The organism is Marisediminitalea oceani (assembly GCF_003731635.1).
In the GTDB taxonomy this organism is placed as follows: Bacteria; Pseudomonadota; Gammaproteobacteria; order Enterobacterales; family Alteromonadaceae; genus Alteromonas; species Alteromonas oceani.
Genome location: NZ_RCUA01000014.1, coordinates 35,586 through 48,655, shown reverse-complemented (window position 1 = coordinate 48,655; position 13,070 = coordinate 35,586). Strand labels below are relative to the sequence as shown.

Here is a 13,070-nt window from a genome sequence, read left to right as displayed (position 1 = left end):
GAGACTCCTAAACCAAAATAAAGCCCAGAACAACGTCTGTTGCACCTGCATCAATATCCAGTAAAGAAGATCAGCCATGCGCGTCTCCTTTACTGGTGTAAGTTGAAAATAACCTGACGTTAGCCATTCTTCCTCCTGTTCGGATTATGCTGCGGTGACGAATAACAAGGCACTTAGCGCAGCACTTACCGTTCGTATGTGATTAAACCATTGCCAGCGACTAAGATAGTGTGGCCAGACTTCGTGGATTTCGTTCTCTCTGGCCTGTTCCAGTTGGTTGTTCAACGGCACATTGAACAATGCGGTCACGCCGAGCATTCCGGCAAGGTAAATAGCGCCTGCGAACATGGTCATTTCTGACTGACCACCCACCAGCAAAATCAGACACACCAGACTGGACATCCAGAACAGCGGCATGAACAAAGACTGCAGGATATCCCGGTTTACCTGCTGCATTACCCTGACTCCCTGCTCATCACCAAGGCGGCGCAGAGCGGGCATTACGACCACAGAAAAAGCAAAATAAATCCCCGCCATCAAAGCGCAGAGTAAGGCGGCTAGCATAGTCAGATAAAAGATCACTGGCCTGCTCCTTCTTCAATATGCGAAAGCTTGCTGAAAGTTGCTTCAGCCGAACTTGCCGCAAAAGCGCGGTTTGTATATTCACTAAAAGAAACCGGAGCCCTGCCCAGCAATTTTTCCAGCGTATCGGTTGTATGGCTGTTACGACCATCGAGCACCTCACTGAAAAGGTGCCCCATGAGCCACACCATATCGCGTTCGAAGCCTGCCGAAGTTAATGCGTCCACCATGGCGTCAACGCTAAGGTCTGCGAATGACAGTGGCTGGCCGGTTATTGCGCCTATCTGCCCTATGCACTGTTTAAATGTCAGCAGATGCGGGCCGGTTACTTCATACAGCCCCGCGGCGATATCAGGATCGGTGAGACAGCGTACCGCTGCGGCAGCGATATCACCGGCATCAATAAAAGGCTCCGGCGTATCGCCACACGGCAAAGCCACCTCGCCAGCCTCTATCATGTCGCGGAGAAATCCTTCACTGAAATTCTGATAAAACCAGCTGGCACGGAGAATGTGATAATGCAAGCCACTGTCAGCAACTACCTGTTCGGCCTCCTCCGCACCTTTTTCACCCCGCCCGGAGAGCAATACCATATGGCTAACACCGGCTTGCCGGGCTGCTACCACCAGACGAGCAATGTCATCGGCGGCACGCGGAATAGCCAGATCCGGCTGGTAAGTAACATAGACGCTGTCAAAGCCATCAAGTAGCTGCTGCCAGCTATGTGTGCTGTCGTGCCAGTGAAAAGCCGGCGTGGTAGTTCTGGACACCCCGCAGACCTCTTCACCTTTCTGGCGTAACTGTTTAACCACCCGGCGGCCGGTTTTACCGGAACCTCCGAGTACCAGAAAACGTTTTGAGGAATTAACTAACTGTGTCATCTGAGCTCCTGCTACGGCTTTAACATTTATGCAGTGCTTATAGTATGAACAGAGCCTTTAAGCGGACATAGCCAGGGGTCCACAATACCTTACCGTTCGTCCAGCGATGGCCAAATTAGACTTAAGCTACCAATCAATCGTATAGTAAACAGGCAGATTGCAAGGACCCAGCAGAGACGCGCTCCCATGACTGACACGATAAACTCACCGGTCTTCCCGGCCAATAATGACCCTTTTGGTCCGTTCATCGAGCAATTGAAACCGCAGAACAGTCTTTACTGTTTTTCAACCCTTGCCGCTCCCTGGGGACTAGCCTTACCCGCCATGCCGGGACGTCTGATGCTGCATGTGGTAATGAGCGGCGACTGCCTGATCACCACCGAAACATCACAATTAGCACTGTCTGCCGGGGCATTGGTGTTAATCCCCCATGGCAAGGGTCACAGCCTCAAATCTGCTGCTCACGTCCGGGATGTGCCGTTTTTTGATTCCGGAGTAAAGCAACTTTCGCCCAACCTTGAGGTACTGGATATTCCGGGTTCGGGTGAAACCACAAAACTGATTTGCTCAGTGGTGTCTTTTGATCCTCTGATTGGCCATTACCTGCTTGATCAGTTACCCGAAGTCATTTGCCTGACGGCTGATGATTATCAGGATCAGGCCTGGCTGACATCCACCCTGGAATTAATTAAACGCGAGGCCACAGACCTCGCCGCGGGCAGTGAAACCATAATTACCCGGCTCGCCGAAATCATGTTAATTCAATTACTCAGGTACTGGCTGAACAACGATCCGCTGGCAAATGAAGGCTGGTTTGCGGCTATGCGTGATAGCCGAATCGGCGCCGCGCTAAAAGCCATTCATCAGCAGCCGGAAGAAAAATGGACGGTAGAAAGTCTCGCCGCCATTGCCTGCATGTCCCGCTCTGCTTTTGCGGCAAGATTTACCGAACTGGTGGGTACCAGTGCCAAAAACTATCTCACCGAATGGCGCTTAACCCTGGCTTATTACCAGCTTAAAAGTGTTAAAGTGCCGCTTATCGAACTCGCCCTGAACTGTGGGTACGAGTCTGAAGCCGCCTTCTCGCGAGCGTTCAAGCGGGTCATAGGCATGTCCCCCAGCCAGGTAGAACGAAGCACAGCTTGGTAAATCCGATCCGCCCCGGTAGCACATAAACCGCTAGACAAAAAAGTATACCTAGCCCCTCTTAAATCCCAAAATCCAGCTGTACAGCCACAAATTCAATAGTAGACAGAAAAGTATATTTATAGAAAAAACAATCGCTTCTCAATTTTGAGCAATTTTTCTTACTCCTGCCCATTGCACAAAGTAGACAGATCTGTGTATTTTAAATAACACCACTTGAACGGTCGCTCAAAAGCGCCTCAGGTTTATTCACAGTTCCTATTTGGAGAAATGTTATGTCAGTGTCAGGTTTACATGTACCCGCTTCTATCGATGATGCTCCGGCTGCTTCGCAAATCCCGTTACAGGGCGTGCTTAAGCAACTCGGCAGTGTACCTAATTTATTTCGCATGATTGCCAACAGTCCGGCCGCTCTCAATGGCTACCTTGAAATGTCTCAGTCACTGGGCAAAGGCGTATTACCGGCCTCCGTCCGCGAAGCTATTGCGCTGCTGGTTGCACAGCTGAACGAATGTGATTATTGCCTGTCGGCCCACGCTTTTCTGGCCGCGAACCTGGTCAAGGTGGAAGACAGTGAAATTACTGCCAACCGCAAAGGGCTGTCCAGGGATCGTCAAACTCAGGCGATATTGCAGTTTACCGGCGAAGTGGTTTCACAGCGGGGCAAGGTCAGCGATGACAGCCTGGCAAGAATACGTGAAGCCGGATTGAATGACGCCGAAATTGTAGAGGTAGTACAGCATGTTGCGCTGAATATCTTTACTAATTATCTCAATAACGCTGGCCGGGCAGAGGTTGATTTTCCTCTGGTTCACCCGGTGTAAGCGAGGATCGGCACATGAACACCACCGAACCACCTCGTCCGCCATTGCCGCCGTTCACCCTGGCAACGGCGACTGAAAAAGTGCGCCTCGCCGAAGATGGCTGGAATAGCCGTGATCCGGTAAAGGTTGCCCAGGCTTACAGCATCGACACCCAATGGCGTAACCGCGCTGAGTTTATTCACGGTCGCGATCAGGCCGCTCAGTTTCTGGCCCGCAAATGGGACAAAGAACTTGAGTACCGATTGATCAAAGAACTGTGGGCATTTACTGAAAACCGCATAGCAGTGCGTTATGCCTACGAATGGCGGGATGATTCATCTAACTGGTTCCGCTCTTACGGCAATGAAAACTGGGAGTTCAACAACCAGGGCTTGATGGTTAACCGCCACGCCTCATTGAATGATCTGCCGATCACGTCGCAAGAGCGCCTGTTTAAATGGCCACTGGGACGACGTCCCGATGACCATCCGGGTTTGTCTCAACTGGGCCTCTAGCCCCCTGTTGCGGGGCAACACTGCCCCGCTTTTTTTAATTTTAAGCGGTATAGCAAACGCGGAAAGTATGGCGAGCAGTTTAGTTTTAAGCCATTCAACCTGCTTTTTCTATACAGAACTGTTTACTTTTTTAAGATAACGGCTGTCACGCTGTGATTCGTTACCGTCTCCCAGCGCTGAGGTTATCTCAACACACCTGTAAACCGGTAAAGAGAGATATCACATGGACAATTTAAGCGGCATTCTTAATCAACATACATTCGCTACCACCATTAACCACAGCGGTCAGCTGAGCGGCATAAAACACTTTGGCCAGCACGGCCAATTACATCTGCTCGAATCAGGCACCGTGCGCCTTAACCGACCAGGACAGCGGGAAATCCTGATGGATCGCCCGTCGGTTGTGTTACTTCCCAAAGGCACTTCACATTACCTGGAGTCGGTTAGCGACAAACCGGCCAGACTTATCAGTGCCAGCGTAACCTTTACCATTGCCAGTTCGTCACTGCTGATCAACGCCTTACCGGACATTGTGTACTTGCAGGTTTCCCCGGACTGTTCTCTGTCCTGCACCGTGCAATGGCTATTTAACGAAGTCTTTGAGCAGCGGTTTGGTAAGGACGTCATGATCAATAAGCTCGGTGAAATTTTTATGTTGCAGGTACTGCGTCATGCCACCGAACAGGGCAGTTTGCACCAGGGTGCCATTGCCGCGCTTAATCACCCGCAAATGCGCAAAGTCATCGAAGTCATCCACAATCAACCGGGTCATCACTGGACGCTGAACGAACTTGCAAGTATTGCCGCGATGTCCCGGTCTAAGTTTGCTGAGAGTTTTAAAACCCTGGTAGGGCAAACGCCCAACGACTACATCACCGACCTGCGTTTAGCCGTTGCCCAGCAGCTGTTAAGGCACAACAAGCCGGTCAATTTTGTCGCCGGAGAAGTGGGCTACGAGCACGGCTCGGCGCTGGTCAGGATTTTTAAGAAAAAGCTGGGGGTATCGCCACGCCAGTGGTTGCAACAAAGTCGCGGAAATCAGGCGTCAACAGCGGGGGCCATGGTTTAGCCGCCTGTCGATTCAGAGGATAAAGATGGACAACATAGCAAACATCGTTAGACGGATTTCGTTAAAAGCCGAAGTATTTTTTAGTGGTAAACTGTGCGGGATCCAGTCGTTCAGCAACGACGAGAAAGGTCACCTGCACCTGCTTAAATCCGGCTGCTTAACCATAGTTATGAAAGATGGCACTAAACGGGTCATCGACAAACCCTCTGTGATTTTTATACCGGGCCCGGTTGAACATCGGATTCTGGCAGAACAGTCGGCCGGTGCCGAAATGGTTTGTGCCACTATCAGCATGGAATCAGCGCATCAAAAGCTGCTGCTGGAGGCTTTTCCACCGCTAATTACCCTGGCGCTGGATACCGAGCAATACATCGGGCAAACGGCGCAATGGCTGTTTGACGAAGCCTTTAGTCGTTCGGTAACCCGGGGGGTGATGATCGACAAGCTTAGCGAAATCTTTCTGCTGCAGGTCCTGCGCTATATTCTGGAAAACGACCTGGCGAAAGGCGGGGTACTGGCAGCTCTGAGTCATCCCATGATGGCAAAGGTGATAAGTACCATGCACAATCAGCCGGAGGTCAACTGGACAGTGGATTCACTGGCTGACATTGCGGCGATGTCGCGCTCCCGGTTTGCTGCCACATTTAAAAGTGTGGTGGGCCTGACTCCCAACGATTACTTAACCGATATTCGCATCGCTCTGGCACAGGAAATGTTGCAGGACAACAAGCCGGTTAATCTGGTGGCCAACCTGGTAGGTTATGAGCACGGCTCCGCGCTGGCCAGGCTGTTTCGCAAGAAACTCGGCATCTCGCCCAAGCAATGGCTAAAGCAGCCTGTATCCGGTCACAATGAACCGCTTAAAACAGCACATCAGCTCACCACGGATAAAAACGAATAGATACAAAGCGCAGACGATTGGTCGCTTTTGCCCACCCTGGATCCCTTACAGTTATCTCAATGGCAACAGGCCAGAACTTATTGATTAGCTTATTAACGTAGGAAGACCATTGTGAAACCATTAGCCTTAATGTTTGGCCGCTTAAGTGCCATCACTACCAACCTGTTTACGCCCTTACAGTCAGTCCTTTCCGTAGCCGGACGACTGTATGTCTCCTGGGTGTTTTTTGCTTCAGGACTGACGAAAACCAATGACTGGGAAACCACCCTGTTTTTGTTCGAATACGAGTACCACGTGCCGCTACTCCCCTTCGCGCTGGCAGCTTGTCTGGCAACCATTGCCGAGCTGCTGCTACCGGTGTTAATAAGCCTTGGGATTGTCAGTCGATTAAGTGCCCTGGGGCTGGGTATTGTGAATGTGGTAGCCGTGATAAGCCTGGAAGAGATTGCTCCTGCCGCCTTGTATGGCCATGTTATCTGGGGACTCATTTTACTGCATATCACTGTTTGGGGGGCTGGCAAACTGTCGCTGGATCACGTGATTACCCGACATAAAGCCCGGCCAATTCAAGTTACCCCAACCACAGCGTGAGACTTTTGCCGTGACTAAGCTGCACTTATCCGGTGAAACACCCCTACCCGGCGCTCCGCCTGTCACTTTAGACAGCGGAGACCGCTGCATTCCGCAGCATTACCTGGCCTATACACATACTCGCCAGACCGTCGAACAGGTTATCCGTGATTGTCAGTTTGACGATGATTACCTGATCATGGCTGGCGAGGACCAGCAGGGATTATTCATTCAAATTGGTGTTATCGGCTTCGATACTTACCGGCCGCGCCACAAACAAACAAAACGTAAACTGGTGTATGGCCGGCGCTGGCGAATCGAACCTCATTTTCCAACTTCTGAACTCATCCAAACCATTTTTCTGGCCGTCAAAAAAGCCCGCGAGCATGAAGTCAGGGAGCGATTTAAACTCACTGTCAACGGGCAGCAGAGTGCGCCATTCAGTACCCACCAGGATTTACCTTTATTTGTCCGTCAGGCAGATGCCTTACGCCACCGGCAAAACAACCAGGCGCTGAGTCAGTTTCTTAGGGAGGCCGTAGCCCTGTGCAGGCAATTACGTTTTGACCATGCCGCGCTATCCATACTTAATATCGAACAACGCTATAACGGCCAATTACTGGTGGATATAGCGCTACGCCCGACAGCGCTTGCCGAGCTAGCAGAAACACAGGTCACTACCGATACGCTGCTGCTTAAATCGTCGTCAACCAATGAACTGCTGTTTGCCCTGATGGATTTATTTATTCAACGCAGCAATGATCAGGTGGCCGAACACTTTACTTACCAGGGCATTGCCCGCTTTAGCCAGTCTTATAGTGCTGTGAGTCTGGCTAACCTGTCACTGCAAACCCGACAACGCAACACAGAAGCCAAACACAGTGAATTCTATCAGCGGTTAGCTGCCCATAATGAATGTATCGATCGCAACCGTGCACCGCTGGTTGTTGGTCGTAAACTGCATGCTGACGTTGAGGCCCGCCTGAGCAGACACTGCGATATAGAGGGATTTATGCCGGCATCAGCCAACGTTACTTAGTCGTGATTTATCGCGCTTACAATGCCAGTGAGATGGGTAAGATCCATTGTTCGGCAGCATCACCGAAGGCCTCTTGCCGAACATTTACCCGGTATTGATCAATTACTTCACCATAAGCGGCGCCTGATATTAATGCGCCGGCTGAGTATGCAGGGTGAGTAATGACACGGCAATTTGCTTGGCTACCTGAGCCGCATTGCGGTTACTTGTGGTATGGGCATTAACAATTGCGCCATCGGTTAGCACAGCTAACTGTACGGCCAGGTCATGGGGATCGGCCAGGGTTAATCCTGACATCAGCTCTTCAATGTACTGGATCACCAGACGCTTATGCATGGCACAAATGACATGTACAGGATGATCCTGGCGAGGATATTCGGCCGACGCATTAATAAACATACAACCGGAAAACTGTTTTGAGGTGGTCCATTCTTCGATGGCATCAAAATAAGCCAGCACCCGGGCAAATGCCGGTTCGCCGGTTTGCCTGGACTCAAACTTCTTAACCCCGGCTTTCAGCATGGCCATAAATTCCTGATCGCGGCGCTGCAAGGTAGCAATAACCAGCTCATCCTTGGATTTAAAATGATTATACAGCGTGCGTTTAGCTACACCGGCATGTTCGAGCACCGTATCAATCCCCGTGCCTTTAATGCCCTCTCGATAAAACAGCTGTTGCGCGGTTTCAACCAAATGCTCGCGTTTGCTTTTACGACCCTGCGTCATATTGCCACCTCAGTAAGTACACAGATCAGTATACATCAATTCAGGACAAACAAAAGGCCTTGCTAGCCACTGCTAGCAACGCTTAAGCGGCCATACAAATATACCGAAAAAGGCACACAATAACTCAGGATGGCTTTGGTTAAATTAAACTCCATCTGTCCCATCACCGCCTCGTACTGGTTAATCAGTAGCAGCACGCTACCCACTACGGCAGCCGTTTTTAGCGCTCCGGTTAACTCACTTCGTGAGGGCATTTTGCGCGGCGTGGCCATTAGTTTGTCAGCGCCTGTTCAATACCGTCAGGATAGCGGTGACCGCGATAAAGTATTTGCCCGCTCTGCGACACAATTACGAACACCGGTGTACCAAACACATGGTAAGCCTGACTGATCTGGCTTTCGTGATCAAAAGCCACCGGGAAGTGGATATCGTAATCCCGCAGGTACTGCTGGGCTTTAGCAACCGAATCATTAATTCCTACATTCACTGCCAGTACGTTGATCTGCTCAGAAAACTGCTCATGCAGTTTTACTACCCTGGGGGTGGCCTTTTTACAATACGGACACCAGGTTGCCCAAAAGTACAGCAAGGCAGGTTTGTCTGCGCGCTGCGCCGGAAAATCGAAAGATTCACCATTCAGTCCGCTAAAATGAAAAGACGGCGCCTGCTGCACTGCCGGCCTCTGCTCCTGAGCTACTGTTGGCCAGTTAACGGCAAGCAGTAACAGAATAATGCCAATTACACGGCTCGATGTGTTTTGCATGATAACTCTACTTCTTTTACTCATGATGATGGTTTATATGACCGTAGTTAACCCGACTTTCTTTCTGCCAGGTCTTGTTGCTAAAGCCGCATAGCAAAAGACAAGCTAATGAAATCCAGCCCGGGGTTAGGCTTTTTTACGCCGCCATTGGAATAATGAAAATAGCGCAGCGCGAGCCGGTACTTATGATCCTCACCAAACTCGTAGCCGAGCCCTAAGCGGTCTTCAAACTGATAATGGGTACTGACATTTTTGCCGGCAAAAGTGGTGTCATCGAGCAGCGACAAACCGATACCAAACTCACCATAGAAGCGCCCCTGAGGGCGATGAAAGAAGGTTTTATGCAGCACCGGCGACAAAGCCACGATAAAGTTAGTGTCATGCTGGCGCTCAACGCCGTATTCCCAGAAATTGACACTGGTTTCCACATACCAGTACAAGTCATCGCTGTAATCAGTCAGCGCCTGGTGGTAATACTGATAAGCCACTTTGATGCCCTCCACATCACCTTCCCCGCGCAGATAATCCACCGCCAGTGAAGCCGCCTGGGCATAAGAAGAGATGCATAGTGTGAGTAGAAAGGCTGCGAAATAGCGGCCATATCGTCGAAATATTCGCTCTGATTGGGTCACGTCAGACTCCGTTAATCCGGTTTGATAAGTGCCCGCAAGTGTAGAGCGAGGGGAGCGGGTAAAATTGGCCGTCCGTATGGAAAATTTATCCATTTGTCAGGCGAAAAAGAATGTGTGTGGCAGGCGAAAAAAGGCGGTGTAGTAGCACACCGCCAAAGGCAGGAGACAAGGATTGTCCCCGACAGGAGTCATACAGGTATTAGCTCAGGCCTGTTACCCACTCATTGGTAAGTGCCGTTGTGAGCCATTGAGCAAAATCGAGTGTGGGGTAAACATCCAGCAGTGTGCCCAGTGTCATGCCTTGCTTCACGCCCTCAAGCCACTGATACTCTTGGGCATTAATTACCATCACCTGAGTGGTGGCGGTACTTTGTGAAATAACATAACAGCCACTTTCTTCGGTTTGCATAACAGCCTCCAGTTCAGCCAGCCCCGGGGCACGCCCAGGCGGTTGAGAACGATGTAGTTGCCACAGGCCAAACAGGGGAAAGGCACTGCTGACCAGGGTTAAAGAAGGTTGCAGGCGAATACGGATAGTATCCGGCTCGCACTGAGTCAGACTATTCAGGGTATCGGCTTGCAGTGCCACATACCGGCTGCGTGCAGCCCGATGAAAAGCCCATTCAAACGCCGCTATATCGGCAAGATAAGGATACTCTTCGTGCAGTTCACTGCTACGTAACAGCGCAGGCAATGTACGCCCCCAGTCAGCCCAGTCGCCACTGCATGGCTTCTCCGATGTGAATAATCGACGGGCCAGAACATACACGGCCTCTTCACCGAGCATCGCTGCCAGAACCGGAAAAGCAATACTCAGGCTACGAACGGCTGTCATTTGCAGGTTGTGCTGATAGACCTGCAGCCCCGAGCCCGGCGCACTGGGAGAAAACGTCATTATGCTGGTCAACAGGCTGGCCTGATAATCGGTAACGGTAGGTAACTGGTCGCTCATCCGGCAACCTCTAATGTAACCATGTCCATCCGCCAGCGGGCCTGATGAGCCTCTTCGAGTAACTCCTGCCAAACAGGCAGATTGTTATCCCATTCAATCAGCGTGGCGGCATGGGGAAACCGTTCGTGAGCTTCATGAAACAGTGCCCAACAGTCGTCGGAAACCGGTTGCCCGTGGTCGTCCACAATCAGCATTCCGGGCCCCACCGCAGAACTGCCAGCCAGGTGTAATTCTCTGACCGCGCTGGCCGGCAGTTGTGCCAGCCAGTCGCAGGCCAGTGACAGCGGGTTGCCGCGGGAAAAATTCCGGTAATTCACCAGAATATTGTTTAAATCCACCAGCAAGCCGCATTGGGTTCTCTCGGCGACCCGGGCCAGAAATTCCGCCTCACTGAAATCGCCTGCGTCAAACGGCAGGTAAGTGACGATATTCTCCACCAGCAGTTGTCTGCCCAGCGCCTGCTGTACGGTATCTATATTGGTACACAGGATATCCAGTGTGGCTTTATCAAATTTAAGTGGCAGAAGATCGCCACTATGTACCGGCTCCTGCCCTACTTCGCCCCAGGTAAAACAGGCGTGATCGGAAACCAGTACCGGGTCCACCCGGTTTACCAGTTGGACAAACTTCTTAAGATATTGACGATTTACACCGCTGGCAGAGCCTAATCCCATCGCGGTGCCATGAATGCTCACCGCGTAGTGTTCGGTAATTTGATCCAGCAACCGACTTGCCGCACCGCCTTCGGCAAAGAAGTTTTCGGCATGGATTTCAACAAAATCAAGCGCAGGTGATGGCTGCGATAAAGCCGCCGAATAATGCTCGTGACGTAAACCAACCCCCACCGGAGTAGAGCTGATTGGAGCCTGACTAAGTGGTTTTAAAGCCGCCATCATTTTTCCTCCGCTATCGATTAACCGTTACGGCGCTTTTCAGCTTCGTAACGCTTTTTCGCTTCAGCTTTAAGCATGCCGCCGAGATCTTCACAGCTGCCTTTAGCTACCAGTTTCCATTCACCAGGGTCTTTGTCCATGGTCGACTGACCAGCACAGCTATGGGTGCCCGCCAGATTACCGCAGTCGTTCTGACCGGCGGCCGCGATGCCATAACACTTCTCTTTGCCAGCCGCCTGGGCCGGTGCAGCAACCACGGAGGTTAAAGCCATCGCCAGGGCTGCCGCTGCAATCGTACGTTTGTTAGTCATAGTCATTACCTCTTTAAGCAACTAAGTTAATATGTGAATCAATCCACTGAGTAAGCTCAGCGTAGCTACCCGACCCCACTTTGGTATCGAGTCGCTTTTCGTGATCAAGCAGTATGAGGGTAGGAACCGCCCGCACGCCGAGGCGGTGGGCCAGTTCAAAATCCTCTTCGGCATCAACCTTTACCACTCTGACGGTGCCAGCGTAGCCTTGCTCAATCATGTTGATGACCGGCGCAATCTGTTTGCACGGGCCACACCATTCGGCACTGAACCACAGCATCACCAATGGTTCAGGGTATTGATGGCCATTAGCCGTTATGGCCTGAGTACCAACATCCATTGCGCTTACTCCTCAGCGTTAGCGTCGGCCACCGATAAAGTTTCAATGCCATCCCAAACCCGGTAAGCGGTTTTTAGGTTAGCCGGTACATCTTCCAGCCACTTTTTCTGGACAGCCTTGTTGAGGTTGAGGTACAGCTTGTCGTCTTCGATGTAGAAAGCATCAGGGTCGACATCCAGCTTTTTATTGAGAGCCACACCCATTGCGCAGTAGCCACCAAACTGCGGAGCATATTTGGCCGCATTGGCTTTGAACATGTCGCGGTTTTTAGCACTGCTGAAGCGATAAATAGCCCCTTCGTAAGTCGCGGTATACTTAGCTGCACCTTCAACCGCTTTATGCTGGGTAAAGTAGGCCACCGGGTCGTAGCCGTGAATGGCGACATCGTTTTCAGCAATGTTTACCGCTGACGCAAAGCTCAGGCTGCTAAACAGAATAGAGCCAGCTAAGCCGGCCATTTTTACAAATCGAGAAATTTTCATAGTCGTTTCCTTAAACCAAAAGTTAAACAGGCAGAGAGCAAAGCGGTTTATGTGTTGCTTGCTGTCTGTGGATATAAGGTAAGAAAATTCACCAGGCAGAAGGAAACAGATGCGCCACAAATTGGCGCTATTCGTCCAAGCCGGTATTTTTTAGTTGATCCCAAAAGGTCTGGGACTCGTTAACAGGGAAAACCCAACAGGCAAATACAATGTTTGGATTATTCAAAAAAGACCCGACCGCAAAACTTCGAAAGCAACATTCTGCCCTGCTGGAGAAGGCCATGCATGCCCAGCGCAATGGCGATATAAAGACCTATTCAATGCTCACTGCTGATGCAGAAGCACTATGGCAAAAGATAGAGGAAACTGAGAAATCGCAATAAACCGCTTTATGCGACCAGGCGACAAAAAATAAAAAGGGCACACCGAAGTGTGCCCGCATTGCTGTTTTTACGGAGAACAAGC

The 13,070-nt window shown here is 50.9% G+C and carries 19 protein-coding genes; 8 read left to right on the top strand and 11 right to left on the bottom strand.

The window, feature by feature from the left end; genetic code table 11:
* Window positions 1-144 precede the first annotated feature (144 nt).
* Together D9T21_RS04405 and D9T21_RS04400 are read right to left on the bottom strand one after the other, a co-directional pair.
* Window positions 145-582 (bottom strand): anthrone oxygenase family protein, encoded by a 438-nt coding sequence (locus tag D9T21_RS04405; protein WP_123323903.1) that lies wholly within the window; start codon window positions 580-582, stop codon window positions 145-147.
* Window positions 579-1,463: an SDR family oxidoreductase gene (locus D9T21_RS04400; protein ID WP_123323902.1), complete on the bottom strand. Its 885-nt coding sequence runs from the start codon at window positions 1,461-1,463 to the stop codon at window positions 579-581. Before D9T21_RS04400 ends, D9T21_RS04405 begins: the two co-directional genes overlap by 4 nt.
* A 186-nt stretch (window positions 1,464-1,649) precedes the next feature.
* Here D9T21_RS04400 and D9T21_RS04395 point away from each other — a divergent pair, with 186 nt between their 5' ends.
* The 7 genes from D9T21_RS04395 to D9T21_RS04365 all read left to right on the top strand — a co-directional run bounded on the left by D9T21_RS04395 (window position 1,650) and on the right by D9T21_RS04365 (window position 7,506).
* Window positions 1,650-2,612 (top strand): AraC family transcriptional regulator, encoded by a 963-nt coding sequence (locus tag D9T21_RS04395; RefSeq protein ID WP_123323901.1) that lies wholly within the window; start codon window positions 1,650-1,652, stop codon window positions 2,610-2,612.
* Between the two features lie 272 nt (window positions 2,613-2,884).
* On the top strand, window positions 2,885-3,433 hold the full coding sequence (locus D9T21_RS04390) for a carboxymuconolactone decarboxylase family protein (protein ID WP_206427228.1): 549 nt from the start codon (window positions 2,885-2,887) through the stop codon (window positions 3,431-3,433).
* Between the two features lie 14 nt (window positions 3,434-3,447).
* Window positions 3,448-3,927, top strand: a complete 480-nt coding sequence (locus D9T21_RS04385; RefSeq protein WP_123323900.1) for a nuclear transport factor 2 family protein — start codon at window positions 3,448-3,450, stop codon at window positions 3,925-3,927.
* A 223-nt stretch (window positions 3,928-4,150) separates the two neighbouring features.
* On the top strand, window positions 4,151-4,996 hold the full coding sequence (locus tag D9T21_RS04380) for a helix-turn-helix domain-containing protein (protein ID WP_123323899.1): 846 nt from the start codon (window positions 4,151-4,153) through the stop codon (window positions 4,994-4,996).
* A 25-nt stretch (window positions 4,997-5,021) separates the two neighbouring features.
* Window positions 5,022-5,897 (top strand): AraC family transcriptional regulator, encoded by an 876-nt coding sequence (locus D9T21_RS04375; RefSeq protein WP_123323898.1) that lies wholly within the window; start codon window positions 5,022-5,024, stop codon window positions 5,895-5,897.
* A gap of 111 nt (window positions 5,898-6,008) precedes the next feature.
* Window positions 6,009-6,488: a DoxX family protein gene (locus tag D9T21_RS04370; RefSeq protein WP_241155623.1), complete on the top strand. Its 480-nt coding sequence runs from the start codon at window positions 6,009-6,011 to the stop codon at window positions 6,486-6,488.
* A gap of 10 nt (window positions 6,489-6,498) precedes the next feature.
* Complete coding sequence (locus tag D9T21_RS04365) at window positions 6,499-7,506, top strand: hypothetical protein (RefSeq protein ID WP_123323897.1); 1,008 nt, start codon at window positions 6,499-6,501, stop codon at window positions 7,504-7,506.
* Window positions 7,507-7,635: 129 nt separating this feature from the next.
* On the opposite strand, the gene D9T21_RS04360 is transcribed toward D9T21_RS04365, so the two are convergent.
* The 9 genes from D9T21_RS04360 to D9T21_RS04320 all read right to left on the bottom strand — a co-directional run bounded on the left by D9T21_RS04360 (window position 7,636) and on the right by D9T21_RS04320 (window position 12,605).
* Window positions 7,636-8,232, bottom strand: a complete 597-nt coding sequence (locus tag D9T21_RS04360) for a TetR/AcrR family transcriptional regulator (protein WP_123323896.1) — start codon at window positions 8,230-8,232, stop codon at window positions 7,636-7,638.
* Between the two features lie 62 nt (window positions 8,233-8,294).
* Window positions 8,295-8,504, bottom strand: a complete 210-nt coding sequence (gene nrtS / locus D9T21_RS04355) for a nitrate/nitrite transporter NrtS (protein ID WP_241155622.1) — start codon at window positions 8,502-8,504, stop codon at window positions 8,295-8,297.
* The gene (locus D9T21_RS04350) at window positions 8,504-8,995 is read right to left on the bottom strand and encodes a TlpA family protein disulfide reductase (RefSeq protein ID WP_164464571.1); all 492 of its coding nucleotides are present in this window, start codon (window positions 8,993-8,995) and stop codon (window positions 8,504-8,506) included. Before D9T21_RS04350 ends, nrtS begins: the two co-directional genes overlap by 1 nt.
* Before the next feature lie 80 nt (window positions 8,996-9,075).
* Window positions 9,076-9,627: an acyloxyacyl hydrolase gene (locus D9T21_RS04345; RefSeq protein ID WP_241155621.1), complete on the bottom strand. Its 552-nt coding sequence runs from the start codon at window positions 9,625-9,627 to the stop codon at window positions 9,076-9,078.
* A gap of 199 nt (window positions 9,628-9,826) precedes the next feature.
* Window positions 9,827-10,579 (bottom strand): HvfC/BufC family peptide modification chaperone, encoded by a 753-nt coding sequence (locus D9T21_RS04340; RefSeq protein WP_123323893.1) that lies wholly within the window; start codon window positions 10,577-10,579, stop codon window positions 9,827-9,829.
* Window positions 10,576-11,475: an MbnB/TglH/ChrH family RiPP precursor modification enzyme gene (locus tag D9T21_RS04335; RefSeq protein ID WP_206427227.1), complete on the bottom strand. Its 900-nt coding sequence runs from the start codon at window positions 11,473-11,475 to the stop codon at window positions 10,576-10,578. The genes D9T21_RS04340 and D9T21_RS04335 overlap by 4 nt, the downstream gene beginning before the upstream one ends.
* Before the next feature lie 17 nt (window positions 11,476-11,492).
* Window positions 11,493-11,783, bottom strand: a complete 291-nt coding sequence (locus D9T21_RS04330) for a BufA1 family periplasmic bufferin-type metallophore (protein WP_123323891.1) — start codon at window positions 11,781-11,783, stop codon at window positions 11,493-11,495.
* A gap of 13 nt (window positions 11,784-11,796) precedes the next feature.
* Window positions 11,797-12,123, bottom strand: a complete 327-nt coding sequence (locus D9T21_RS04325) for a thioredoxin family protein (protein ID WP_123323890.1) — start codon at window positions 12,121-12,123, stop codon at window positions 11,797-11,799.
* Between the two features lie 5 nt (window positions 12,124-12,128).
* Window positions 12,129-12,605, bottom strand: coding sequence for a YHS domain-containing (seleno)protein (locus tag D9T21_RS04320; protein ID WP_123323889.1), 477 nt, complete (start codon window positions 12,603-12,605; stop codon window positions 12,129-12,131).
* A gap of 209 nt (window positions 12,606-12,814) precedes the next feature.
* Between D9T21_RS04320 and D9T21_RS04315 the strand changes: the two genes are divergently transcribed.
* Window positions 12,815-12,988: a DUF6435 family protein gene (locus D9T21_RS04315; protein ID WP_105932932.1), complete on the top strand. Its 174-nt coding sequence runs from the start codon at window positions 12,815-12,817 to the stop codon at window positions 12,986-12,988.
* The last annotated feature ends 82 nt before the right edge of the window (window positions 12,989-13,070 follow it).

What these genes read in the sequence shown, in the direction of transcription:
- D9T21_RS04400 (WP_123323902.1), bottom strand. Translation starts at nt 1,463, where the DNA reads ATGACACAGTTAGTTAATTCCTCAAAACGTTTTCTGGTACTCGGAGGT.
- D9T21_RS04395 (WP_123323901.1), top strand. Translation starts at nt 1,650, where the DNA reads ATGACTGACACGATAAACTCACCGGTCTTCCCGGCCAATAATGACCCT.
- D9T21_RS04390 (WP_206427228.1), top strand. Translation starts at nt 2,885, where the DNA reads ATGTCAGTGTCAGGTTTACATGTACCCGCTTCTATCGATGATGCTCCG.
- D9T21_RS04385 (WP_123323900.1), top strand. Translation starts at nt 3,448, where the DNA reads ATGAACACCACCGAACCACCTCGTCCGCCATTGCCGCCGTTCACCCTG.
- D9T21_RS04380 (WP_123323899.1), top strand. Translation starts at nt 4,151, where the DNA reads ATGGACAATTTAAGCGGCATTCTTAATCAACATACATTCGCTACCACC.
- D9T21_RS04375 (WP_123323898.1), top strand. Translation starts at nt 5,022, where the DNA reads ATGGACAACATAGCAAACATCGTTAGACGGATTTCGTTAAAAGCCGAA.
- D9T21_RS04360 (WP_123323896.1), bottom strand. Translation starts at nt 8,232, where the DNA reads ATGACGCAGGGTCGTAAAAGCAAACGCGAGCATTTGGTTGAAACCGCG.
- nrtS (WP_241155622.1), bottom strand. Translation starts at nt 8,504, where the DNA reads ATGGCCACGCCGCGCAAAATGCCCTCACGAAGTGAGTTAACCGGAGCG.
- D9T21_RS04350 (WP_164464571.1), bottom strand. Translation starts at nt 8,995, where the DNA reads ATGCAAAACACATCGAGCCGTGTAATTGGCATTATTCTGTTACTGCTT.
- D9T21_RS04340 (WP_123323893.1), bottom strand. Translation starts at nt 10,579, where the DNA reads ATGAGCGACCAGTTACCTACCGTTACCGATTATCAGGCCAGCCTGTTG.
- D9T21_RS04335 (WP_206427227.1), bottom strand. Translation starts at nt 11,475, where the DNA reads ATGATGGCGGCTTTAAAACCACTTAGTCAGGCTCCAATCAGCTCTACT.
- D9T21_RS04330 (WP_123323891.1), bottom strand. Translation starts at nt 11,783, where the DNA reads ATGACTAACAAACGTACGATTGCAGCGGCAGCCCTGGCGATGGCTTTA.
- D9T21_RS04325 (WP_123323890.1), bottom strand. Translation starts at nt 12,123, where the DNA reads ATGGATGTTGGTACTCAGGCCATAACGGCTAATGGCCATCAATACCCT.
- D9T21_RS04320 (WP_123323889.1), bottom strand. Translation starts at nt 12,605, where the DNA reads ATGAAAATTTCTCGATTTGTAAAAATGGCCGGCTTAGCTGGCTCTATT.
- D9T21_RS04315 (WP_105932932.1), top strand. Translation starts at nt 12,815, where the DNA reads ATGTTTGGATTATTCAAAAAAGACCCGACCGCAAAACTTCGAAAGCAA.